General features: G+C 67.8%; 21 protein-coding genes, 2 tRNA genes and 1 pseudogene. 7 read left to right on the top strand and 17 right to left on the bottom strand.

Annotation, left to right across the window (positions count from 1 at the left end):
* The first annotated feature begins 300 nt into the window (after positions 1 to 300).
* Both ACGFIZ_RS27800 and ACGFIZ_RS27805 read left to right on the top strand, forming a co-directional pair.
* The gene (locus ACGFIZ_RS27800; protein ID WP_393424088.1) at positions 301 to 555 is read left to right on the top strand and encodes a type II toxin-antitoxin system Phd/YefM family antitoxin; all 255 of its coding nucleotides are present in this window, start codon (positions 301 to 303) and stop codon (positions 553 to 555) included.
* Positions 552 to 926: a type II toxin-antitoxin system VapC family toxin gene (locus tag ACGFIZ_RS27805; RefSeq protein WP_393424091.1), complete on the top strand. Its 375-nt coding sequence runs from the start codon at positions 552 to 554 to the stop codon at positions 924 to 926. The genes ACGFIZ_RS27800 and ACGFIZ_RS27805 overlap by 4 nt, the downstream gene beginning before the upstream one ends.
* A 352-nt stretch (positions 927 to 1,278) precedes the next feature.
* Here the strand turns inward: ACGFIZ_RS27805 and ACGFIZ_RS27810 are convergent, their stop codons facing one another.
* The 5 genes from ACGFIZ_RS27810 to ACGFIZ_RS27830 form a co-directional block, all read right to left on the bottom strand.
* A complete protein-coding gene (locus ACGFIZ_RS27810; RefSeq protein ID WP_393424094.1) occupies positions 1,279 to 1,842 on the bottom strand; it encodes a dihydrofolate reductase family protein in 564 nt (187 codons plus the stop codon).
* Positions 1,843 to 2,358: 516 nt separating this feature from the next.
* A complete protein-coding gene (locus ACGFIZ_RS27815) occupies positions 2,359 to 2,652 on the bottom strand; it encodes a type II toxin-antitoxin system RelE/ParE family toxin (RefSeq protein WP_393424097.1) in 294 nt (97 codons plus the stop codon).
* 20 nt (positions 2,653 to 2,672) lie between these two features.
* Positions 2,673 to 2,957: a type II toxin-antitoxin system Phd/YefM family antitoxin gene (locus ACGFIZ_RS27820; RefSeq protein ID WP_077938803.1), complete on the bottom strand. Its 285-nt coding sequence runs from the start codon at positions 2,955 to 2,957 to the stop codon at positions 2,673 to 2,675.
* A 258-nt stretch (positions 2,958 to 3,215) separates the two neighbouring features.
* Positions 3,216 to 4,574, bottom strand: a complete 1,359-nt coding sequence (locus tag ACGFIZ_RS27825; RefSeq protein ID WP_393424100.1) for a DUF2786 domain-containing protein — start codon at positions 4,572 to 4,574, stop codon at positions 3,216 to 3,218.
* 150 nt (positions 4,575 to 4,724) lie between these two features.
* Complete coding sequence (locus tag ACGFIZ_RS27830) at positions 4,725 to 6,062, bottom strand: helicase-associated domain-containing protein (RefSeq protein WP_393424103.1); 1,338 nt, start codon at positions 6,060 to 6,062, stop codon at positions 4,725 to 4,727.
* A 276-nt stretch (positions 6,063 to 6,338) separates the two neighbouring features.
* Here ACGFIZ_RS27830 and ACGFIZ_RS27835 point away from each other — a divergent pair, with 276 nt between their 5' ends.
* Together ACGFIZ_RS27835 and ACGFIZ_RS27840 are read left to right on the top strand one after the other, a co-directional pair.
* Complete coding sequence (locus ACGFIZ_RS27835) at positions 6,339 to 6,593, top strand: type II toxin-antitoxin system Phd/YefM family antitoxin (RefSeq protein ID WP_393424106.1); 255 nt, start codon at positions 6,339 to 6,341, stop codon at positions 6,591 to 6,593.
* On the top strand, positions 6,590 to 6,964 hold the full coding sequence (locus ACGFIZ_RS27840) for a type II toxin-antitoxin system VapC family toxin (RefSeq protein ID WP_393424109.1): 375 nt from the start codon (positions 6,590 to 6,592) through the stop codon (positions 6,962 to 6,964). The genes ACGFIZ_RS27835 and ACGFIZ_RS27840 overlap by 4 nt, the downstream gene beginning before the upstream one ends.
* 28 nt (positions 6,965 to 6,992) lie before the next feature.
* Here ACGFIZ_RS27840 and ACGFIZ_RS27845 read toward each other — a convergent pair.
* The 7 genes and pseudogenes from ACGFIZ_RS27845 to ACGFIZ_RS27875 form a co-directional block, all read right to left on the bottom strand.
* Positions 6,993 to 7,484: pseudogene (locus ACGFIZ_RS27845) on the bottom strand (hypothetical protein); the annotation flags it as partial.
* A gap of 50 nt (positions 7,485 to 7,534) precedes the next feature.
* Positions 7,535 to 8,548, bottom strand: a complete 1,014-nt coding sequence (locus ACGFIZ_RS27850) for a carbohydrate kinase (RefSeq protein WP_393424112.1) — start codon at positions 8,546 to 8,548, stop codon at positions 7,535 to 7,537.
* A 26-nt stretch (positions 8,549 to 8,574) separates the two neighbouring features.
* A complete protein-coding gene (locus ACGFIZ_RS27855; RefSeq protein ID WP_393424115.1) occupies positions 8,575 to 10,032 on the bottom strand; it encodes a mannitol dehydrogenase family protein in 1,458 nt (485 codons plus the stop codon).
* 282 nt (positions 10,033 to 10,314) lie between these two features.
* On the bottom strand, positions 10,315 to 11,331 hold the full coding sequence (locus ACGFIZ_RS27860; RefSeq protein WP_393424117.1) for an ABC transporter permease: 1,017 nt from the start codon (positions 11,329 to 11,331) through the stop codon (positions 10,315 to 10,317).
* Positions 11,328 to 12,086, bottom strand: coding sequence for an ATP-binding cassette domain-containing protein (locus tag ACGFIZ_RS27865; RefSeq protein WP_347670456.1), 759 nt, complete (start codon positions 12,084 to 12,086; stop codon positions 11,328 to 11,330). Before ACGFIZ_RS27865 ends, ACGFIZ_RS27860 begins: the two co-directional genes overlap by 4 nt.
* On the bottom strand, positions 12,086 to 13,060 hold the full coding sequence (locus tag ACGFIZ_RS27870; protein WP_393424120.1) for a sugar ABC transporter substrate-binding protein: 975 nt from the start codon (positions 13,058 to 13,060) through the stop codon (positions 12,086 to 12,088). The genes ACGFIZ_RS27865 and ACGFIZ_RS27870 overlap by 1 nt, the downstream gene beginning before the upstream one ends.
* Before the next feature lie 78 nt (positions 13,061 to 13,138).
* Positions 13,139 to 14,128, bottom strand: a complete 990-nt coding sequence (locus ACGFIZ_RS27875; RefSeq protein WP_393424123.1) for an alpha/beta hydrolase — start codon at positions 14,126 to 14,128, stop codon at positions 13,139 to 13,141.
* A gap of 131 nt (positions 14,129 to 14,259) precedes the next feature.
* Between ACGFIZ_RS27875 and ACGFIZ_RS27880 the strand changes: the two genes are divergently transcribed.
* Positions 14,260 to 15,408, top strand: a complete 1,149-nt coding sequence (locus ACGFIZ_RS27880) for a helix-turn-helix domain-containing protein (RefSeq protein ID WP_393424126.1) — start codon at positions 14,260 to 14,262, stop codon at positions 15,406 to 15,408.
* A gap of 74 nt (positions 15,409 to 15,482) precedes the next feature.
* On the opposite strand, the gene ACGFIZ_RS27885 is transcribed toward ACGFIZ_RS27880, so the two are convergent.
* Both ACGFIZ_RS27885 and ACGFIZ_RS27890 read right to left on the bottom strand, forming a co-directional pair.
* Entirely contained in the window at positions 15,483 to 16,457 is a 975-nt protein-coding gene (locus ACGFIZ_RS27885; RefSeq protein ID WP_393424129.1) for an alpha/beta hydrolase, read from the bottom strand.
* Positions 16,458 to 16,498: 41 nt separating this feature from the next.
* On the bottom strand, positions 16,499 to 16,855 hold the full coding sequence (locus ACGFIZ_RS27890) for a hypothetical protein (protein ID WP_393424132.1): 357 nt from the start codon (positions 16,853 to 16,855) through the stop codon (positions 16,499 to 16,501).
* Between the two features lie 275 nt (positions 16,856 to 17,130).
* Between ACGFIZ_RS27890 and ACGFIZ_RS27895 the strand changes: the two genes are divergently transcribed.
* The gene (locus tag ACGFIZ_RS27895; protein WP_393424135.1) at positions 17,131 to 17,505 is read left to right on the top strand and encodes a type II toxin-antitoxin system VapC family toxin; all 375 of its coding nucleotides are present in this window, start codon (positions 17,131 to 17,133) and stop codon (positions 17,503 to 17,505) included.
* 189 nt (positions 17,506 to 17,694) lie between these two features.
* Here ACGFIZ_RS27895 and ACGFIZ_RS27900 read toward each other — a convergent pair.
* The 3 genes from ACGFIZ_RS27900 to ACGFIZ_RS27910 form a co-directional block, all read right to left on the bottom strand.
* Positions 17,695 to 17,768 (bottom strand) — tRNA-Ile (locus tag ACGFIZ_RS27900).
* Between the two features lie 223 nt (positions 17,769 to 17,991).
* Positions 17,992 to 20,121 carry an MMPL family transporter gene (locus tag ACGFIZ_RS27905; RefSeq protein ID WP_393424138.1) on the bottom strand — a complete coding sequence of 710 codons (2,130 nt, stop codon included), beginning with the start codon at positions 20,119 to 20,121 and terminating at the stop codon, positions 17,992 to 17,994.
* 171 nt (positions 20,122 to 20,292) lie between these two features.
* Positions 20,293 to 20,368: transfer RNA gene (locus ACGFIZ_RS27910), tRNA-Asn, on the bottom strand.
* A gap of 288 nt (positions 20,369 to 20,656) precedes the next feature.
* Between ACGFIZ_RS27910 and ACGFIZ_RS27915 the strand changes: the two genes are divergently transcribed.
* Positions 20,657 to 21,043: a hypothetical protein gene (locus ACGFIZ_RS27915; RefSeq protein ID WP_393424141.1), complete on the top strand. Its 387-nt coding sequence runs from the start codon at positions 20,657 to 20,659 to the stop codon at positions 21,041 to 21,043.
* Positions 21,044 to 21,131: the final 88 nt, after the last annotated feature.

The following is a 21,131-nucleotide window of genomic DNA, read 5'->3' on the forward strand; positions in this document are numbered from 1 at the left end:
AGTTCCGGGCGGTCGCGACCAGGTACGACAAGCGCGACTACATGTACCGGGCCACCGTCGACATCGCCACGATGAAGATCTGGCTACGCGACCTCGCCCAAGATCGACGAGACACGGCCTAGTTTCGAAGGACCCACGAAGGCAGATCCGCAGCGTGGAAAAGCGCCCTCAACAGGTCGTTTTGCCCAGTTCGCCGCCCTCGGGCAGTGCCCGACACCCCGACTCGACCAGCCGCCTACGGACCCGTGACGACATCCGACCAGGCAGGCTAAGCTGTTAGCTAACCGAGGAGGTTGCGTCATGTCGGCCGACGCCGTGCACTACAACATGCATGATGCCAAGACCCACCTGTCGCGCATCATCGAACGGGTGGAACGCGGCGAGGAAGTCATCATCGACCGGGCAGGCACTCCGGTAGCGAAGGTCGTGCCGCTGGTGCGGCGCGCCAACCGCACCGCAGTCGGCTCTCTCGCCGGTCAGTTGGATCTCTCCGGCGACTGGGACTCACCCCAGACCAACGCCGAGATCGCCGCTGACTTCGGCATCGACGTATGACCCTGCTGCTGGACACTCATGTCGCGCTGTGGGCCATCACGGGCGATGCGACTCTCGGCGACGAGTTTCTCGATCGGCTACGCCACGACCCGGACATCTTCCTCTCCCCGGTCACCCTCTGGGAGATCACCATCAAGCAGCGCGCGGGCAAGCTCGCCGGCCCCCCTGACCTGGCCGAGCGGGTAAGGGACATGGGCTTCCGCGAACTCCCGGTAACCCACGCCCACGCCATCGCCGCCGGCCGCCTGCCACCGCATCACCGCGATCCCTTCGACCGCATGCTGGTGGCACAGGCGACCGCCGAAAGGTTGACTCTGGCCTCACGCGACGCGTCGATAGCGCTGTACGACGTGGATGTCCTGAAGGTGTGAGGGGCGACCCCCACAACTGCTGAACCGGTGCCCCAGGCACGGCGGATCCAGCGCGGACGCACGAAAATTCACCCCTCCCGTCGCGCGATCGGGCCCGGGTCGGCCCTACGGATACCCTCGGCTGAGTGGAGCCAGATCCTCAGGACGCGCAGCCACCTGCGTCTCGCTCGAACGGCATTCATCGCCGATGCCCCGAATGCCGTCGGCAGTGCCAAGCAACCGGGCGCACGGCAAGGCGTGTCTTGTGCCATACACGGTCTGTGATCCGGAACGGGTATCGCAATCGCCTCGAAACACAGCGCACGAGATCCTCGGGCGGCCCGAAGCCCGGGCCGACCCGAGGTTGGGGTACTCAGCGCCTGGTCTCGTACCTGGTCAGGACCACGCCGCCAGGGAACGTCCGGGTCTCCACCAGGGTCAGGTTCACCCAGTTGTCCAGGGCCGCAAAGAACGGCGTGCCGCCACCTACCAGGACCGGATGGGTGACGATCACGTACTCGTCGATCAGCCCGTCCCGCATGGCCACTGCGGCGAGTGTGGCGCCGCCGATGTCCATGGGGCCGCCGTCCTCGGCCTTGAGCCGGGTAATCTCGGTGACCGCGTCGCCGGTGACCAGGCGGGTGTTCCAGTCGACCGTGCTGGTCGTCGAGGAGAAGATCACCTTCGGCATGTCCCGCCAGCGGCGGGCGTACTCGATCTCCGCCGGTGTGGCACCCGGCTGCTGGTCGGCGGTCGGCCAGTGGGAGCTCATCGTCTCCCACAGTTTGCGCCCGTACAGCGCCGTGCCTGTCGCCCCCACCCGGTCGGACCACCACTGGAACAGCTCGTCGCTCGGCACACTCCAGCCGAGGCCGTCGCCGGGCGCAGCGATGTAGCCGTCCAGGCTCAGGTTCATGCCGAAGGTCAGCTTGCGCATGGTGTCAGCCTCCCGTGAGTCGGTACTCGGCGTACAGACCAACACGGCGCGGAGAAATCATCGGTCAGGCCACACCGAGGGCCGGTTCACCACCACGCCACTCAGCGCGCTGATCCCGGCAGGTGCGGATGTCAGCTCGTTCAGCGTTATCGGAGATCCGGTCGCTTGTGCACACGCTCCGCGGACGATGACGGCTCGCGGCTTGTCGAGTTGGCTCGGGTCGGTCCGTGGGTCGATGTCGAACACCACCGCGTCCGCTGGGGCTCCGTCCACACCAAGCCCGGCAGCCCGAGGTAGGACCTGGCAGCCCACGAGGCGGCGGCGAGCGCCTCATGTGGTGATACGCGCCGGCGGCTATCAGCGCGCGAATCTCATGGGCGATACGACCGTGCGGCCGCGAGTCGCGACCCACTGCCACTGAATCCGCCCAGCTCGCCTCGCTGAGGGCCCAGCCAAGGAGTGTCATGCCGTCGCGGCCACAGCGGCGGCATCGCCGGACCCGACCTGGAAGGTGTCCTACGAACCGTAGGCGTCACGCCGGTGGCGGATCGAGTGGATCTCCACGACTCGTTTCGCCTCGTTGATCCGATAGACGATCCGGTACGTGCCGCGCCGGGCGGAATGGAAGCCGTCGAAGGGTTCGTCGAGAGGCTTGCCCACTCGATACGGGTTGATCGCGATCGCTCGCTGGATGGTTTCCGTCGCCGCAACCGCCACCTCCAACGGCAGGTCCTCGTGCAGATTGCGGCGAGCCTGCCGGGAGAACATCACCGTGTATGGGCTGAGCGGTTCGTTGGTGCGGTCGTCCACCCGCTTGCCCCCCGGAGGCATCAGGCTGCCCTGCTTCGACGCCGCTCCAGCTCGGCACGAACCTCGTCCACCGAGAACGTGTCGCCGGCTGCGAAATCCTCCCGCGACTGGCGCAGGTCTGCGAGGGTCTCGTCGTCGGACAGCAGGTCGAGCGTTTCCCGCATCGACTCGTACTCGGCCACCGAGATCAGCATCACGTCGGCCCGGCCGTTACGGGTGATCGTGAAGTGGTCATGCTCCCGGGCGACCCGGTCGGCGAGTTCGGCGATCCGGGCCTTGGCTTCCGTGATCGGAATAGTCTCCATGCCAACCACTTTAGCGACCGGTCGTGATTATGGTCAATCCGAATCCTTATCGCGACCCGGCTCCTGCCCGCTCGTTGAGCGTCCGGGCCAGCAATCGATGCCTCGGAGGACCATGGCTGTCCGGCCCCGCCCCGCCACCCCTTGTCGCCCAGGCTCCCCGACTCTGGCACCGCCGCGGCCGAGCGTCGGTGCCCGAGCAACGTCGGTTGACAGGGCTCTCTTGCCGAGGCCGGTCGACGGGCTCGACACAACAGCCGATTATTCGTGTGCGACCGGTTGCCGCCTGTGCAGTGAAGCCCGGTCGGCCGCGGCCCGGCCCGAGGCCCAGCCCTCCCGGTTGTTGATAGCCGTCGCATGCTCTGTCAGGTCGGGGAACTGCCTCTCGAAGGCATCACGCACCGCGTCGTCACGCGCAGCGAGTACAGGCAGCAGCTGGGCGGCGCCCGCCGACGCGGTCATCTCCCGGTCCACCCCCTCGGTGGCGGCGCTGAGCCGTTCACCGATCCGCGACGCGTACGCCGTAAGGAATGACTGCCGGAACGATCGGGTCGTGTTGCGTCCGTACTTGTCAATGCTCGGCTTGGCCTGCGTCATCGCCCTCGTCGCCTGCACGAGCAGCGAGGTGAACAGCAGTTCGGTCGACTCCAGATCGGCCGGAAAGCCGACGATGGTGGTGAAGCCGAACCGCTTCATCCACACCGCCCGACAACTGTTGGCCTCCGCGACGACCTGCAGCAGCAGCGTCTTCGGCGCCTCGTACGGATTGTCGATGCTCACCCGCCGGGTCACTGGTTGGTCGCGTTCGCCCGACGCAGCGACGAGCAGGGCGTGATCGATGCGATGACGGGCCATCAACTCCTGTGCCTTCGCCGTGAAGGCGTCGGCCTCCTCCGGGAAATCGGTGGACTCCGCCTTGGCCAGCAACGCCCGGACCCGATCGATCATCCGCTGATCGAGGTCGTCAGGCGGTACCACTGCGGCGGACATGGCAGTGCCCGGCATCGGGCCGACCTGCTCGATCGCCGGCAGCGTCGCGAGAAGATGAAGTACCTCGATCATGGTGGCGATCACCCCGGCGCGGTCGAGGGCCTGCCGTTCGCCCCAGGCGGTCACATAGTGGTCGTCGTGCTCCCACCACACCTGCGCGTCGAGGGCAGCCAACTGCGACTGCCACCGCCGATCGACCGTCGCCGTGGAATAGCTGCGCATCTGCGCCGCGATGGCGTCGACCATGAGCCGGCCGTGCCGCGTGGTGTACTCGCGGCGGGCCACCCGTGCCAGCTCGGCCGGCTGCCAGCCGCGCTGCCACGCGTGCTCAACCTCGCGAAGCAGGAAGGCCAACAAGGCCCGGTTGACGACCTGGATGCCGGTAGCACCGCCGGGGCCAGTGGTCAGCAGGGCGCGGCAGCGGTCGAGCTCGGCGGTCTCGTCGCGGTGCTGGGCGTGGACCGCCTGGTCGATGATCTGTTCGGCGATCCGACGCTGGGACGGAACATGTGGCACGCCGAACAGGCTCAGCGGGTCGTCGGGGCCGGACTTCCCGGCGGCCCTTCGACGCTGAGCCGCCTCCGCGGCCTTCCGCTTGGCCTTGTGCCGTTCACGACTGTTCTTGCCCACTGGCCTCTGCCCGGCTCGACGATACGAAACCCACAGAGGCTACCAACCGGGCCGACGGGGCAGCCCACAGCGCGACGACGAGAGCAGCGGGTCGGGCCAATGAGTGGGTACGAGACGCCGTCTCGGTGGAGATCGCCTCGTCAGTCCGGGCTATCGGACTGGTAGGGCATAGCCCAGCGCCTGTAGTGCCCGGCGGAAGGCCGGTTCGTGTTCCGCCGTGACGGCGAGGTGCCGTTCGCCGATCGGGGTGCAGAGCGGCCGGAGCCGGCGGTCGTGGTGGATCAGTGCGGCCAGTGCCGGATCGGCGCATTCGATGAGGCGCACCTGACCCAAGTCACGTAGCCGCCCGACGCGAGCCGTCACGTCGTCGAGCAACACCAACAGGGTGGCGGGCAACTCCGACTGCTCCATACGATCAACCAGGAAGTCGCGGAGCTGTTCGGCGGTGCGACCGGCGGCGACGGCGGCGAGTACGGTGTCCGGGGTGAGCGCCCAGACCCGCTCGGTGGTCCGTTTCGCATAGGCGTCGAGGACGAGGCGGTCGGCCGGGCTCAGCTCACCGGTGGCGACCACATCCAGGTTGGACAAGACCTTCAGGCTACGAATGGGTGCTGCGTCTACCGGCGTCCGGTACGACGCGGTCAGGTCGAGAGCGTACGCCCCGAGCCCGGTCAGTCGCAGCGCCCGCAGTCCGTCGTAGCGGCTCAGGTAATCGAGATCCTCGGCACCCCAGTTGCCGTGGTAGTCATCGCGAGCACCGGCCGGCTCGTCATAGGCGATGTCGACAAGGCCCAACGTGGCCGCGTACTCGAAAATGACCGCGAGGGTGTATCGACCCTCCAGGATCTCCCACTCACCGAATCCGGCATAGCCGAGACTGCCGTACTGAGCGTCGACCAGGTACAACTTCCACAGCGCCCGATCGCTACGCGCGACCGTCGGCGACAGGCCCGCAGCACGCATCGAGGCGAACAGGTCATCCACCTCGACCCAGACACCGGGGCGGCAGGTGGCCAGCGCCGCCGACACCCGCTGCCGCCGGGTCTTCGCCGAGGTCAGCACGTTGGTGGCGCGCTGGCCCTTGATGTGCTCAACCCGGCTCAACTCGTCAAGCACCGCCTTGCCGACCCAGGAACGCCACAGGCCCCTGATGACCTCCGCAGCCGGTTTCCCAAGTGCCGACCGGCCCCGGGTAGTCAGCTGAAGTTTCCCGCCCACCACATCGGCCAGGCCGCCGGCCTGCACGAGCAGCGGCCACGCGTACGCAGCGATCGCCTCGTCCGGGTAGAAGTCGCCGCCCGACAGCGCATCGGCGATCATAGCGACACTGGCCGCAGCCGGGCGTCGGGTCTTGTCACTGCAGCGCAACCGCCCCGAGTCACACAGCCGCAGCACGGCGTGCACATCAGCCAACGCATGACGCTCGGTCGGGCGCAGCTCGCCCGCCTCCGGACAGTGGTCGATCAGTGCGGCCACCGCTTCAGACATGCGGCAATCCTAGTCACCGCCTGCGACAGACAGGCCATCGGCTGATCACGGCGACGGACGGTTCGCACATAAGATCATCTGTGGGCCGGAGGTATGCCGGAGGTACCACCATGCGAACCACACCGCCAACGTCGCTGGCGACCCACTATCACTGAGTTTGCCCAGCTCACGGGCATCGAGCGGTACCCGACGACCCGACCAGACCGGCCGCCTACGGACCCGTGACGACATCGGATTAGGCAGGCTAAGCTGTTAGCTAACCTAGGAGGTTCCGTCATGTCGGCTGAGGCCGTGCACTACAACATGCATGATGCCAAGACCCACCTGTCGCGCATCATCGAACGGGTGGAACGCGGCGAGGAAATCATCATCGACCGGGCAGGCACTCCGGTAGCGAAGGTCGTGCCGCTGGTGCGGCGTGCCAACCGCACCGCAATCGGCTCTCTCGCCGGTCAGTTGGATCTCTCCGGCGACTGGGACTCACCCCAGACCAACGCCGAGATCGCCGCTGACTTCCGCATCGACGTATGACCCTGCTACTGGATACTCATGTCGCGCTGTGGGCCATCACGGGCGATGCGACTCTCGGCGACGAGTTTCTCGATCGGCTACGCCACGACCCGGACATCTTCCTCTCCCCGGTCAGCCTCTGGGAGATCACCATCAAGCAGCGCGCGGGCAAGCTCGCCGGTCCCCCTGACCTGGCCGAGCGGGTAAGGGACATGGGCTTTCGCGAACTCCCGGTGACCCACGCCCACGCCATCGCCGCCGGCCGCCTGCCACCGCATCACCGCGATCCCTTCGACCGCATGCTGGTGGCACAGGCGACCGCCGAAAGGTTGACTCTGGCCTCACGCGACGCGTCGATAGCGCTGTACGACGTGGATGTCCTGAAGGTGTGAGGGGCGACTCCCACAGCCGCTGAACCGCGGCGAAGCGTGCCGGGTCGTTCCGGCCGATCCGGGTCCGCTCGGCCAGCACCACGGTGCGGCCCGCCGCCGCGATCACCGCGCGGCCGGCCGCCGCCAGCGCCGGGTCGGCCGCGCTGAGGCCCCGCACGGAGCAGCCCGAGGGGCAAACAAAGGCCACGTCGACGTACAGCGATGCCCAGGTACGCAGGGCCCACGTGTCCGTGGCCGTCAACGTGTCGCCGCGCAGTCGGCCGCCGACAAGGAACGCGGTGATCGTCCGGCGGGCGGGCAGCCGCGTGATCAGGGCGGGCAAGTTGACCACCACGGTCATGGCGCGGTCGTGGGGCAGCATCGCCACCATCCGTGCGGTGATCGCCCCGGCGTCCACGGCGATGGTGCCACCGTCGGGTATCGCGTCGAGTGCCGCCGCCGCGATCCGGCCGGCGGGGTCTTCGGCGCGGTCCGCGGCGGCGCTGATCCGGGCTGGCGGCCGGGCCCAATGTGTGTTCACCTGACGGGGCGAGACGGCTCGAGCCAGCCCTCGAACAGCTGCGTGGTCGATCAGCTCGCTTCCGAAGTATGGGCTGCGACGTCGCGGTACCTGGGCAGCTCGGCGCCACGGTGGGACACGGTGTAGGCCGCGGCGGCCGCAGCGAGGGCGCCGAGCCGGTGCAGTGCGGCGGGTGGAGTTTCGAGCAGACCGAGGATCAGCCCGGCCATGTAGCTGTCCCCGGCGCCCACCGTGTCGACCACGTTGACCGCGGCCGCCCTGATGCGCACGGTGTGCCCCGGCACGTGGAGCGTGGAGCCGGCGGCGCCGCGCGTCACGGCGACGAGCCGGGGACCGGCGTCGACGATGTGCTCGGCGACCGCGTCAAGCGTGCGGCCGGGATAGAGCCAGTGGGCGTCCTCGGCGCTGAGTTTGACCACGTCGACGAGCGACGCCACGGCCTCGAAGGTCACCCGGGCCGGGACGGGGTCGGCGCCGAGGACCGCAGGGCGGACGTTCGGGTCGAAGGTCAGCGTCGCCCGCCCCCGCAGGTCACGAAGCAGCGCGCGGACCTTCCCGGCACCCGGCTCCAGGAAGGCTGCGATGGAGCCGGTGTGCACGACGGTTGCCTCGTCGGGGATCGCGGCCGGGTCGATGTCCCAGTCGATGTCGAAGGCGTAGCTCGCGTCGCCAGCGGCGTCGACGGTGGCCGTCGCGGTCGCGGTCCGTCCACAGTCGATGCTCGCGGGCAGCACGTCGACGCCGGCGCTGGCCAGGTGCGCCAGCAGGAGCCGGCCGCGGTCGTCGTCGCCGATCCTGGTGAGCAGCGCGGTCGGCACACCGAGCCGGGCGAGGCCCCGGGCGACGTTGGCTGGGCTGCCGCCGGGGACCTCGTCGGTACCGTCGGGACGGACGATGACGTCGATCAGCGCCTCGCCGATCACGAACGCCCGGACGGGGCCCGTCATGCCGCCACCGCCCCGGTGTGCCACAGCGAGCCCGGGCGTGAACTCGACCCGCTCGGGGCCGGCGGCCACCCAGTGGGCCTCGGCACGCGACCACGGGTCCGGTAATGCGGGGGACATGGCATTCCTCTCAGGACGGGTGACGGTCAGGAGACGTCAGCGGACGAGCCGAGGCGGGCCGCGAGGGCGGCGGCGATGCCGCCCGCTCGGATGTCGCGGTAGCTCGCGGCGAACGCGTCGGCGAAGACCGGGCGTTCGGCGAGGTCGCCGAACAGATCGGTGTCGCGCAGGAACCCGATCGGGTCCACCTGCTGGCGTCGCACGGCCGCGGCGACGGCGGCGTTCTGCCGGTCCGGCGCGCCGGGCTCGTTGACGTCTGCGGCGAACACGGCCCAGCCCGCGACGACCAGCGCGGCCATCGGCGCCGGCTGGCCGAGCCGGGCCCGGTCGTGCACGACCGGCAGGAGAAATTTCGGGATCCGGTCGGAGGCGTCGGTGGCCAGCCGGGCCAAGGTGTCGCGGACATACGGGTTGGCGAACCGGTCGAGGAGCGAGCGCTTGTAGGCGGCGAGGTCGATGTCCGGCACCAGCCGCAGCGTCGGGGTGGCCTCCTCGTCCATGTACCGGGTGAGCAGCTCGACCAGCCGGGAGTCGGAGGCGGCCTCGTGGGCCAGACGGTGTCCGAGCAGGTAGCCGGGGTACGCCAGGGCCTGATGGCTCGCGTTGAGTAGCCGCAGCTTCATCAGTTCGTAGGGTGCGACGTCCGCGACGACCTGGACACCGACGCGTTCGAAGGCGGGCCGCCCCAGCGTGAAGTGGTCCTCCAGGACCCACTGGACGAACGGTTCGCACAGCACCGGCCAGGCGTCCTCGACGGCGAACTCCCGGGCGACGTACGCCCGGTCGGCGTCCGTGGTGACCGGCGTGATCCGGTCGACCATGCCGTTGGGGAAGGCGACGGTCTCGTCGATCCAGTCGGCGAGACCTGGGTCGCGCAGCCGCGCGTAGGCGACGAACGCCTTGCGGGCTACGTCGCCGTTGCTGGACAGGTTGTCACACGACATGACGGTGAAGGGCGGGATGCCCCTGGCGCGACGGCGGGCGAGGCCCTCGACGACGTAGCCGAAGACGGTGGCCGGCGCCGCGCCGGGTCGCAGGTCCTGCCGCACGGCGGGGTTCGATCCGTCGAACTCGCCGGTGGTGTCGCTGGTGTTGTAGCCGCCCTCGGTGATCGTCAGCGAGACGATCCGGGTGGCCCGGTCGGTCAACCGTTCCAGCACCCGCTCGGAGTCGTCGGGTCCGAGGAGGTACTCGACGATCGCGCCGATCGTGCGGGCGCTGCTCGACCCGTCCGGCCGGCGCTCGATCAACGTGTAGGTCGTGTCCTGGCCGGCAAGGGCGTCCCGCATGCGCCGGTCGCCGGGCAGCAGGCCGACGCCGCAGATCGCCCAGTCGAGGTTCTCGCCCCGCTCGAACAGCCGGTCCAGGAACATGGCCTGGTGCGACCGGTGGAAATTCCCAACGCCGAAGTGAACAATCCCGACGGAGAGCCCGGATCGGTCGTATCTGGGCCGCCCACATCGCGGATCAACGTGATTTGGCATCGATGCACCTCGATTGGATTTCGAACGGCGCGCCTGGCAGCCGAGTGGATTTGGCTGGCCCCACCCGCTCGGTCGGTAGGCGAGCTGGATGTCGCCGAGAGAGAGGTGTGCTACGGTGCCGCGCCGGCGGATCGCGCGGCGGTACCGCGTTTGGGCGACCGGCTCCGATAGTCGTTGCCGGCGTCACCGCTCGCTGGCCGACAGCTTGGCGTCGCGATGAGCGTCTCGAAGTCGGAGACCTTTGCGAATTTCGAGAAACTGGGTTGTTAGGCGCCTCACCTGTCATCGCCTCCGGTACAACCGCACGCGACGGAGGTGGTCCAAGGCGACTGCACCGACGAGAATCGCGCCGATAATGATGCTGTTGTATGTCGGCGGAACGCGGGTGAGCACGAGGGCATTGTCGATCAGCGACAGCAGTACGCTGCCGATCGCAACTCCTTGGATGCTCCCCAGACCACCCAGCAAGCTGACGCCGCCGATCAGCACAGCAGTGATGACCATGAGAGTTGAGGTAGCGCCACCGGCATTGACCTGGCCGGATCCGACCCGCGATGCATACAAGATGCCGGCAGCCCCCGCCGTGATTGCGGCAGCAGCGTAGACGGCGAAGTCCAAACGGCCAACGGGTAGACCGTTGCCGATCGCAGCACCGCGATTGCCTCCCAGCGCGCGGATGTTCACTCCAAAGGCCGTGTGCTCGAGCAGAAACCAGGTGGCAAGACCAGCGAGCACCGCAAAGATGACCGTGTTCGGGATCCCCGCGACACTGCTCTGGGCCAGAAGCTCGAATTCGTACGGGAGCGGGACCACGTCGAGGCCGTCCGTCAGTTGAGTCGTCACCCCGACCAGGACGTAGAACACTCCAAGAGTCGCAATGATTGGCGGTACGTGCCAGTAAGTGATGACGCAGTAGTTTACCGCGCCGACGACGACACATATGGAGAGCCCGATAAGAATGGCGAGAGGTACCGGAACACCAGAAGCCAGGAGTTTCGCCGTTACGAGTCCCCCGAGCGTGAAGGTGGCGCCCACGGAAAAGTCCAGCCCTCCCCCGATGACGAGCAGGGCGGACCCGCACGCCATGACGAAGTAGATGACGCTGCCTTCGAGGACCTGCAAAATGTTCGAATGCGTCAAGAAAAGGGGCGATCGCAAGGACGCCACAAACCCAATCGCTAGGACGACCAGGAGCAACGACACCTCCTGCCGCGCGAATACGCGACGTAGCCCAAGCAGAGTCGGAGTGGCTTCCTTCATCCGCGCGTCTCCTGCGGCCGTGGGTGCAACGCTGGTCATGCCGGGGCTCCATCCGTGTCCGGACCGATCGCGCCTGTGATCATCCCGATGATTTCCGAGCGGGTCGTGTCAGTGACCCGTCGGGTGCCGACGGTTCTGCCGAGCCGAAGGACGGTAATGCGGTCTGCGCGTTGGAAGACGAAGTCGATGTCGTGGCTCACGCACACAATTGCCTTGCCTTTGGGCTTGAGCTCATCGATGATTTCGCCCACGTGAGCTGTCTCCTGCACACCGAGGGCGGCAGTCGGCTCGTCGAGAAGCATAAGAGGCTTGTCGAGTCGAACGGCCCGAGCGATGGCGATGATCTGCCGTTGGCCACCGGACAAGAGCCCGACGGGAGTGGAAACGTCGGTCACTCGGACCTTGAGATCCGCCAAAACTGTGCTCGCCTCTCGACGCATTCGCTTCCGATCGAGGATACCGAAACGCTTTGGCAGCCGACCGAGGGAAAGGTTCGTCGCGATGTCGAGGCACTCGACAAGAGCCAGGTCCTGATACACGACGGCGATGCCATGATCAGTCAGATGTGACGCGGATCGGCGCTGCGGAAGAGGCTCACCAAGGAAATGAACCTCACCCTCGTCCGCATTGTGGATGCCAGTAATGATCTTGATGGCGGTCGACTTTCCAGCCCCGTTGTCACCGACGATGGCATGCATTTCCCCGGGGAATGCAGTCAGCGACATGTCTACGAGCGCGGAGACGGACCCGAAGAACTTCTGCACGTGGCGCAGTTCCAGCACGGGCTCGCTCATCAGTTCCAACCCTTGTTCAGGTACTCCTGGAGGTTGTCCTTGGTCGCAATGACGTCCGCGACCTCGATAAGGGGCACCTCCTTGCCTCGGGATGCTTGAACGACGCCGTCGACGGCGCGCTTGGCTAGATCGCACAGGTCCTGCAGGTACACGCCGATGGCGTAACCGTCGCGAACCGCTTCGGGACCGCCGTTGGCGTTGTTGATCACGAGCAGGTGAACGCGGTCCTTAAGCCCCCTGGACTTGATGGCGGCGACAGCGCCCTGCGTCATGATTCCGGTGTTCGAAGCGACGATGTCGATGTCTGGATGCGCTGTCAGAAGGCTCGTGACCTCAGGAAGCGCCTTCGAGGCGTCGGCGCCGATGTAGACCTCACCCACAACGGTCACGTTATCGGTGTTCTCCGCAGCCTTCCTAACTCCGTCGATCCAGGACTTACCCACGCCCGTTGGTGCCTCGGCGACGAGGCCGACCACATGCTTCCCCGGAAGGGCGGCGATGGCGTCGACGTATTTTTTGCCAATCACTCCCCAATCGACCCCTGCATTGACGGTCGCTCCGCTCTCCGGGGAGCCATCGCCATACAAGGTGGCTGTGAGGGCACCCGAGTTCTGAGCCTGCTTGAGAACCGGACCGAACGCGCCGGAGGCTGGAAAGGTCACGATCGCGTCCCTGCCGGCGGCGACCGCGTCCTGGATTTGCTGGATCATCACCGTCGCGTCGGCAGGCTTCGACGCCGGAGGGCCGCTCTCTGTGTAGTCGATCCCCTGCGCCTCGGCTTGCTCGCCCATGCAGTCGCTGATCTGCTTCCACACGTTGGTGTCCGGCAACGGGTTGACGAACTGAAGCGTCTTGATGTCTTGAGTCCGCGTCGGGGTGTTTGATTCCTTCTTTGGAGTGGAACACGCTGTCAAAGCGACTCCCATCGCGACAGCTAGGGCCACGATTCCGGTGTGTGGTGTGCTATTCTTCATCTTGCTTTCTCCTGGTTTCCGTGTCGTCCGCCGATCCCTTGTCTGGTTGCGGCGGCATGAGTCGGTTTGGGTGTCGACCTATCGAAAGGCGGCGGTCAACACCTCAGCTTGGTGCTGCCGGGCAACTTGCCCCATCCGCGTCGTGTGGAATGTGTCGAACGAGTGATAGGTGCGCGAGTAGAGGTGAAGGCCCACGGGGACCCCCGCGGAGAGCAGTCGCTGCGCGAAGTGAAGGCCCTCATCGCGCAGTGGGTCGAACTGCGCGATCGCGATAAATGCCGGCGGACACCCGGTCAGATTCTGAGCGGAAGACGGCGAGGCCCAGCGTGGTACCTCGCCGCGATCTCCAAGGTAGTGATGCCACATGACGGGCAACATCGACGCCTTGAGTATCGGCGTATCCGTGTATTCACGTGCCGACACGGTTGTCATGGATGCGTCCAGCACCGGGAAGAGGAGCATCTGCAGGACCAGGCGAACGGAGAACGCTCCGTCGCCGGGAAGTGGCAGGTCAGGGGTCTGGGGCACGCCTTCACGGGAGTCCCGCAGACACAGGACGGTTGCCGCAGCGAGCGCTCCCCCAGCGCTCAGGCCGCCGATTGCCACGCGCTCCCGATCGAACCCGTGCACGTCAGCTTCACGGCCCAGCCAGTCGAGGACTGCCAGGCAGTCCTCGAGCGCCGCCGGGAATCGGGCCTCTGGGGCGAGCCGATAGTCGACCGATACGACTGCACACTTGGCTGCTTCGGCGTACTGGGCGCATCGCTCACGCTCGGTATGGAGTCCACCCATGATGAAGCCTCCACCATGCAGGAACACCAGCACCGGAATTGGGCCGCCCGTTGCCTTTGGCCGGCTCGGGCGGTGCAGAGCGACCGAGAGCTCCGAGCCGTCGGGGCGGCGCAGCTGGATCCGCTCGTAGTCGTCGGCACGTGAGCTTCGGCGTAGCTCGCCGATGATCGTCCGTTCGATCTCCCTCGCTCCTTCTGGGTCGCGAAGGTCGATCTCGGGGAGCAAGGTGGCCAGCGCCGCAAGCTCAGCATCGATTGGCCGCTTCGGCGCCATCATGCGCTCCTTCCACCGGCGCAGGGCACTTCCAGGCGACAGCCCCGGAGCGGCTCTCGGCCGCGCGGGGACGACTGAACGCGATGTCGAGGAAACAGTGGGCACGTCGGGGCTGTCTGCCCTATCATGCCTGCGTGCAGGGCCTTTTGCGCAAGGTCGCGGATCTTGACTCGGACGCTGAGCGGGGCATCCGACTGATCGAGTTCTTCGACCAGCTTGTCGTCCACGGCGCCGATCTCGAGGCGATCGTTCGGGCCACTGCCGTGCTCGCGGAGGGCACGGCAGGGGCGATCGTCGGTCGCCACGGAACGGCGTGCGCTGTGGACGCCGACGGTGAACTCCAAGAGCCGTGCGGTCCCTCGGAGGACGCGATCGTCGCCGAGGTACGCCTCGAGGGCGGCGACATCGGCCGTGTGTGGGTTGAGCGACCGGGGGCGAAGCGTGACTGGGACGACCTGATCGTCGACCGAATGGCGTTGACTGTCGCCGCAAGCCAGAGCCGGTCCAAGCACACGACGACGCCCTCGCCCTTGGGCCTCAGCAACCCCGCGATCGTGCAGGTACTGCTGGACGAAGACGCGACCGAGGTGGATCGTTCGAGGGCGGTACGACTCCTCGGCTTCTCCCCCGGGCAACTCGTCGACGTGATCGCGCTGAGCGCACGTACCGACATGCACCAAGCGATGACCAATATCCGTGCCGAGATGGCCCACGCGACAGGGCGTCACGTCGCAGGCACTGCCCTGTCCAGCACCCTCGGTGCGCTCATCGTCGCGTCGGGGCCGCTGGGGGACGGGATCCTTGGCAAAGACGTCCTGGCGTGCATCGGTGACCCCATGCCGGTTGAGGAGTCCTCCAAAGCGTGGCGCTCGGCTCGTCAGGGCGTACGGTTCGCCTCGCTCGCCGTCCGACAAAACGTAGTGCGTGTGTCGGATCTGGGCTGCTTCCTTCTTCTCTCCGAGCTGCCTCCAGGGATCGTGGCTGCCAATCGCGATGTTGTGGCCATGTCCGAGCTCGCGTCTCTCCGAGACGGCGGCGCGGACATCCAGTTGCTGCGCACGCTCTGCGTGTCCGGATCTGAGCGCGAGACGGCCAAGGCTCTGCACATGCACCACAGCTCCGTCGCTTACCGATTGAGCCGGGTCTCGACGGTATTGCGATTCAACGTCCGGCTTCCTGAGAGCCGGGATCGCCTCGGCCTGGCACTGCTCCTTTGGGGTCTGCATGCCGGCCCGGTTGGGGCTGCCCGAAGTGGGGCATCTGAACGGAACGTTGGCGCCTAGGCGGAGCGGTCCATCCGTCGTGCGTTCGGGACCGCAAGGGCAAGATCGGATCCATCGACAGCGCATGGTGCTGCTCAACCTTGAGGGCCGCTGTCGATGACGTCGGCAAAGTGGAACAGGAACTGCTCCACGGCCGCCGCGGCCACAGGAATTCTCCCGGTCATTGTGATGAACCCATGCGGAAGTCCTGGTGACCGGAGATGTTCCGCTCGGACGCCGCTGAGTCGCAGCCTGGCCGCGTATGCATGGCCCTCGTCGCTCAGCGGGTCAAAACCGGCAGTGACGACGACGGCTGGCGCCACGCGGGATAGATCGGCTTCCACGAGGGGTGCCGCAGTCGGGGTCGCCCACGTTCGCCTGTCCGGGAGGTAACACGCCCAGTACATGGCCATGTCGGCGCGAGTCAGCAGATATCCCTGCGCGTACTGGTCATGGGATGGATGGCCTTGCGTCGGGTCTACCGCCGGATAGATAAGAAGTTGGCCGACCAGCGGGATGCCAAGGTCCCGGCACGCGATTCCCACTGCGGCGGCGAGGTTCCCTCCTGCACTGTCGCCGCTGACACACAAGCGTTCGTCGGGCCAGAGGCCGTGCAGCTTCTGGACTACGCCTAGGCAGTCCAAGAAGGCGGCTGGGTATGGGTGCTCCGGCGCCAAGCGGTAGTCGACGGCGACGATCTTGCACCCCAGGCGATGGCTGAACCAGCGCAGTTCCGGGTCCAAGGTGTCAAGGTTTCCGAGGACCCACCCACCACCGTGGAAGTAGACCATCGTCGTCGCCGGCCTGGATAGCTCGACCGGCTCGTAGATCCGGATCGGTGTTGAGTGGGGAAGTTTGAGAGCATCGTCTCGGACATCGACTTGCCACGACGCGAGGTCGAACGGGCCGCGCATCCGGTCGACCGCCGGATCGAATTTTGTCCTCGCTGCCGCAACAACGCTGTGATAGTCGCTTGTGACGCTGTGGTCGCTTGTGTCGAGGTCGAATATCGGCGCTTGCTCCGCCTCGCGCAGCAGGGCAGCAACATCTGGATTCAGCAGCGAAGGCACCTGGTTCAACCATCCATTCGCAATGGAGACGGAGCCGGCGGTCACGAGCGGGCCTTGAACCCGTCAGGCTTATTGGCGATGGCCCGCTGGATACGGTCGAGTTGGAAGGTGGCGATCACCGCTCCGCCACTCGGACCCATGTCGGTATGGTCGATTCCCCGAGCCTCAGCGGCTTTTCGCATGCAGTCACCGATTGCCTTTCGGGCGGCGTAATCCCGCACCGGACTAACGAAGACCAGCGACTCAGGTTTTCCGCGGTCAGCAGCTGCGGCCGGCTCGGTGTCAGAGTCGTCCTCGAGCCCCGTGCTGCAGACGCCCGGCATTAGTCCCAAAATGCCGCTGATAGCGATTGCCCGCGTCGAGCGCAGTTGAGAGCTGGACATTTCGAGACCCTTCACGGTGGGGAATGGCGCCCATCTCGGCACGCAAGCAGCCTATGAGCCCGGACGGCCAAGCCATACCGCCATATGGAGGACGTTGTGACTTACGTCTCCGCCAAGTGGCGGAAGATGCGGACGCTCGGCCCTGGGAGCCGACACACCGCCAGCGGCCTGGGTAAGGCCCCAGCTTCCACAGCTGCTGCACTTTGGTGCTGCACGTGGCCTGATCTCTCCGGCGACTGGGACTCACCCCAGACCAACGCCGAGATCGCCGCTGACTTCGGCATCGACGTATGACCCTGCTACTGGATACTCATGTCGCACTGTGGGCCATCACGGGCGACGCGACTCTCGCCGACGAGTTCCTCGATCGACTACGCCACGACCCGGACATCTTCCTCTCCCCGGTCAGCCTCTGGGAGATCACCATCAAGCAGCGCGCGGGCAAGCTCGCCGGTCCCCCTGACCTGGCCGAGCGGGTAAGGGACATGGGCTTCCGCGAACTCCCGGTAACCCACGCCCATGCCATCGCCGCCGGCCGCCTGCCACCGCATCACCGCGATCCCTTCGACCGCATGCTGGTGGCACAGGCGACCGCCGAAAGGCTGACTCTGGCCTCACGCGACGCGTCGATAGCGCTGTACGACGTGGATGTCCTGAAGGTGTGAGGGCGACTCCCACAACTGCTGAACCGGTGCCCCGGGCATGCGGATCCAGCGCGGACGTGCGGGAATTCACGCCTCCCGTCGCGCGATCAACGTGGCGGTGGCCTGACCACCACACCCGACCGCCGCAGCGGCTCCCGCTACCCGTACGAACCACAAAACGCAGGTCAACAGCGATGTCAGGACTTGAAGTGGGGCGGGCGGGACTCGAACCCGCGACCGAGGGATTATGAGTCCCCTGCTCTAACCGGCTGAGCTACCGCCCCGCAGCCGCGCCGGATCGTAACCCGCCCGGTGGATCACCGGCCAGAGTGAAACAGCGCCGCGCGCACCCTCGACGTCGCACGATGGCTACGCGAGGATAGCAGTACGCAGCAGCGCCACGCCGTCCCCTTCGTACCCGGTCGGGCCGTTCCTCCGGGCACCCCAACCGGCCCGCCGCAGGCGACCGACAAAGCCGTCAGCCCGCCGACGATCACGACGTCGATCTCAGCGCGCATGCCGGGCCGCCCGTCGCGCCGCGCGGGCCCGCCGGCCCAGCCGGCTCGGCCACCACACCGGCGGCCCGATGTCGTACGACAGGGCGGGCACCAGCAGCGAACGGACGACGACGGTGTCGAGCAGGACCCCGACGGCCACCGCGACGCCCAGCTCGACGAGGACCACCAGCGGCAGCACGGCGAGCGCGGAGAACGTCGCCGCGAGCACGATGCCGGCGGAGGTGATCACGCCGCCGGTGAGGGTGAGGCCGGCGAGCACCCCGGGCCGGGTGCCGCGCCGGACCGACTCCTCCCGGACCCGGCTCATCAGGAAGATGTTGTAGTCGATGCCGAGGGCGACGAGGAAGACGAACGCGAACAGCGGGAACGACTGGTCGACGCCGGGGTAGTCGAGGGCGTACCGGAAGATCAGCCCGCACAGGCCGAGCGTGGCGAGGAACGACAGCACCACGGTCGCGATGAGCAGCACCGGGGCGAGCAGGGCGCGCAGCAGCAGGGCCAGCACGACGGCGATGACCGCGAGCACCACCGGGATGATCACGTTGCGATCCCGGGCGGACGCGTCGGCGGTGTCGACGTTGACCGCGGTGAAGCCGCCGACCACCGACTGGGAGTCGGGCACCCGGTGCACCGCCTTTCGCAGCTTCCGCACGGTCCGCTCGGCGCCGACGCTGTCGGGCCGGTCGGTCAGGGTGGCCTCCAGCTGGACCCGGCCGCCGACGACCGCGGGTGGGGCGTTCGCCTCGGGCGGTGCGGCCGAGCCACGCCCGGCGACCGGCCGGACGGACGCCACCCCGGGCACCGCCTCGGCGACCCGGGCGACCTGCTGGGCCGTCTCCTGACTGGTGAAGATGGTGGCCGGGCTGCCCGCGCCGGCCGGGTAGTGCCGGGAGATCGCCTCCTGCCCGGCGACGGAGTCGGTGCGCGTGGTGAACAGCTCGCTCTGGCCCAGGGTGGTGACGTGCAGCTGGGTCAGGCCGACGGTGAGCACGGCCAGGGCGGCGGCGGTGACCAGCCAGACCGGCCGGGCGCGGCGGGCGACGAAGCCCGCCACCCGGCTCCAGATCCCGTGCTCGGCGCGGGGGTCGGCCCGGTCCGCCTCCGGCCGGCGGGGCCAGAACGCCCAGCGCCCGCCGAGGAGCAGCAGCGCGGGCAGGAAGGTGAGCATCACCAGCAGCGTGGCGGCGATGCCGACGGCCGCGACCGGGCCGAGCGCCCGGTTGGAGTTCAGGCTGGACAGCAGCAGGCAGAGCAGGCTGACGATGACGGTGCCGCCGGAGCCGACGATCGCCGGGGCGGCGGCCCGCCATGCGGCCCGCAGCGCGTCCCAGGCGCGCCGGTGCCGGTGCAGTTCCTCCCGGTACCGGGCGATGAGCAGCAGCGCGTAGTCGGTGCCGGCGCCGAAGACGAGGACGGTGAGGATGCCCTGCGCCTGCCCGTTCAGGGTGACGACGTCGGCGTCGGCGAGGACGTAGACGAGCAGGGCCGCCAGGGCATACGACATCCCGGCGGCGAGCAGCGGGAGGATCCACAGCACGGGGCTGCGGTAGACGACCAGCAGGATGACCAGCACCACGAGCAGGGTGACGAGCAGCAGCGGCCCGTCGATGGCCCGGAACACCTCGATCAGGTCGGCGAGCAGGCCGGCGGGGCCGGCGACGTGCACGGCCAGGCCGCCGGTGTCGGCGCCGGCGACGGCCCGCAGCTCGTCGACCACGCGGCCGATCCGTTCCCCCTCGGCGTCGTCGATCGGCACGACGACCTGGAGCGCCTGGCCGTCCCGGCTGGGTACCGGCGGCGGGATCGGCGGCACCACGCCCCGTACCCCGGCGAGGCGCGCGGCGTCGGCGGCGACCCGCCGTCGGTCCGCCTCCGTGATCCCGGTGGCCCGCTCGTAGACGACCAGGGCGGGAGTGGTCCGCCGTTCGGCGAACCCGGCGGCGAGGTCCTGCGCCCGGGTCGCTTCGGCGTCGGCGGGCAGGAAGGCGGTGTTGTCGTTGGTGGCGACCTCGCCCAGTCGCCCGGAGTACGGCCCGGCCACCACGCCGACGACCAGCCAGGCGACCACGACCAACGCCGCGATCAGCGTGGCGGCTCCCCGGCCCCGTCCCGTCGCCATTCGGCCATGGTGCCGCTGGAAGCCGCCCGAGGTGTGCGGAAGGGCTTCTTGTTAACGCTTCCGGTAGAGAGACGCCCCCGGGGCGTGGCGGCCGAGCGGTAAACGAGCTGAGGGAGACCCACGGAAGCAACTACGCCCGCCGGTGTGACCGACGGGCGTTGGATGGGGGAGTGGCTCCCCCGTTTGGACTCGAACCAAAAACCTGCCGGTTAACAGCCGGCTGCTCTGCCAATTGAGCTACGGGGGACCGCATGACGCCCGGCTCCGGATCTCTCCGGCACCCGGCGACGGGACAAGAGTACAGGACTCCCGGGGGGTTCGCGCCAGGGGGTTGTCGACGGGCCGGCCCTGTGGCGAACGCGGGGCGAAACGCCGAGAAAGCAGACAAATCGCCATCCCGGCCCAACCAGGCATGAGCGCGGAGCAGGATGGGTAGTTAGCTGCCAACGCAGGACTTAGGCGCGAACGGGTCGCCGCCGACGGGGCTCCTTCCCCCGGAAGCGGCGACGGCGCGTCAGGTACGGAAGGAGCCGCCATGCGCGGAAAGATCATGTTTCTAGGCGGGCTGGCTGCGGGATTCGTCCTGGGCGCCCGTGCCGGTCGGGAGAAGTACGAGGAGTTGGTCGTCCGGGGCCGCAAGGTGCTCGACCACCCGACCGTCCAGGAGGCGGCGGGTGTCGCACAGGCCCAGGCGAACCGGCTCTACAGCGAGGGCAAGGACAAGCTGAGCCAGACGAAGCTGGGCGAGAAGCTCGGCGCCAACGGCAAGCAGGGCCTGACCCCCGCCGACAGCGCGTACGCGGGCACGCCGGCCGCGGTCGGCAGCAAGACCGGCGGCAGCGCGTCGGGCACGAGCTCGACCGGGTCACCCTCGGGCAGCACCAAGCCGTCCGGCCCGAACAACAACAGCAGCACGCTCTGACCGACCGTACGCGACGGGCCGGCCGCCTTCGGGCGACCGGCCCGTCGCCGTGCTGGGGTTGGCCCGGCGCCGTGCTGGGGTTGGCCCG

The organism is Micromonospora sp. NPDC048830 (genome assembly GCF_043198215.1).
GTDB lineage: Bacteria > Actinomycetota > Actinomycetes > Mycobacteriales > Micromonosporaceae > Micromonospora.

Bases quoted from the DNA above. Each gene is read 5' to 3' on its own strand.
- ACGFIZ_RS27800 (WP_393424088.1), top strand. From the start codon at position 301: ATGTCGGCCGACGCCGTGCACTACAACATGCATGATGCCAAGACCCAC.
- ACGFIZ_RS27805 (WP_393424091.1), top strand. From the start codon at position 552: ATGACCCTGCTGCTGGACACTCATGTCGCGCTGTGGGCCATCACGGGC.
- ACGFIZ_RS27810 (WP_393424094.1), bottom strand. From the start codon at position 1,842: ATGCGCAAGCTGACCTTCGGCATGAACCTGAGCCTGGACGGCTACATC.
- ACGFIZ_RS27820 (WP_077938803.1), bottom strand. From the start codon at position 2,957: ATGGAGACTATTCCGATCACGGAAGCCAAGGCCCGGATCGCCGAACTC.
- ACGFIZ_RS27830 (WP_393424103.1), bottom strand. From the start codon at position 6,062: ATGTCTGAAGCGGTGGCCGCACTGATCGACCACTGTCCGGAGGCGGGC.
- ACGFIZ_RS27835 (WP_393424106.1), top strand. From the start codon at position 6,339: ATGTCGGCTGAGGCCGTGCACTACAACATGCATGATGCCAAGACCCAC.
- ACGFIZ_RS27840 (WP_393424109.1), top strand. From the start codon at position 6,590: ATGACCCTGCTACTGGATACTCATGTCGCGCTGTGGGCCATCACGGGC.
- ACGFIZ_RS27850 (WP_393424112.1), bottom strand. From the start codon at position 8,548: ATGTCCCCCGCATTACCGGACCCGTGGTCGCGTGCCGAGGCCCACTGG.
- ACGFIZ_RS27855 (WP_393424115.1), bottom strand. From the start codon at position 10,032: ATGCCAAATCACGTTGATCCGCGATGTGGGCGGCCCAGATACGACCGA.
- ACGFIZ_RS27860 (WP_393424117.1), bottom strand. From the start codon at position 11,331: ATGACCAGCGTTGCACCCACGGCCGCAGGAGACGCGCGGATGAAGGAA.
- ACGFIZ_RS27865 (WP_347670456.1), bottom strand. From the start codon at position 12,086: ATGAGCGAGCCCGTGCTGGAACTGCGCCACGTGCAGAAGTTCTTCGGG.
- ACGFIZ_RS27870 (WP_393424120.1), bottom strand. From the start codon at position 13,060: ATGAAGAATAGCACACCACACACCGGAATCGTGGCCCTAGCTGTCGCG.
- ACGFIZ_RS27875 (WP_393424123.1), bottom strand. From the start codon at position 14,128: ATGATGGCGCCGAAGCGGCCAATCGATGCTGAGCTTGCGGCGCTGGCC.
- ACGFIZ_RS27895 (WP_393424135.1), top strand. From the start codon at position 17,131: ATGACCCTGCTACTGGATACTCATGTCGCACTGTGGGCCATCACGGGC.
- ACGFIZ_RS27905 (WP_393424138.1), bottom strand. From the start codon at position 20,121: ATGGCGACGGGACGGGGCCGGGGAGCCGCCACGCTGATCGCGGCGTTG.
- ACGFIZ_RS27915 (WP_393424141.1), top strand. From the start codon at position 20,657: ATGCGCGGAAAGATCATGTTTCTAGGCGGGCTGGCTGCGGGATTCGTC.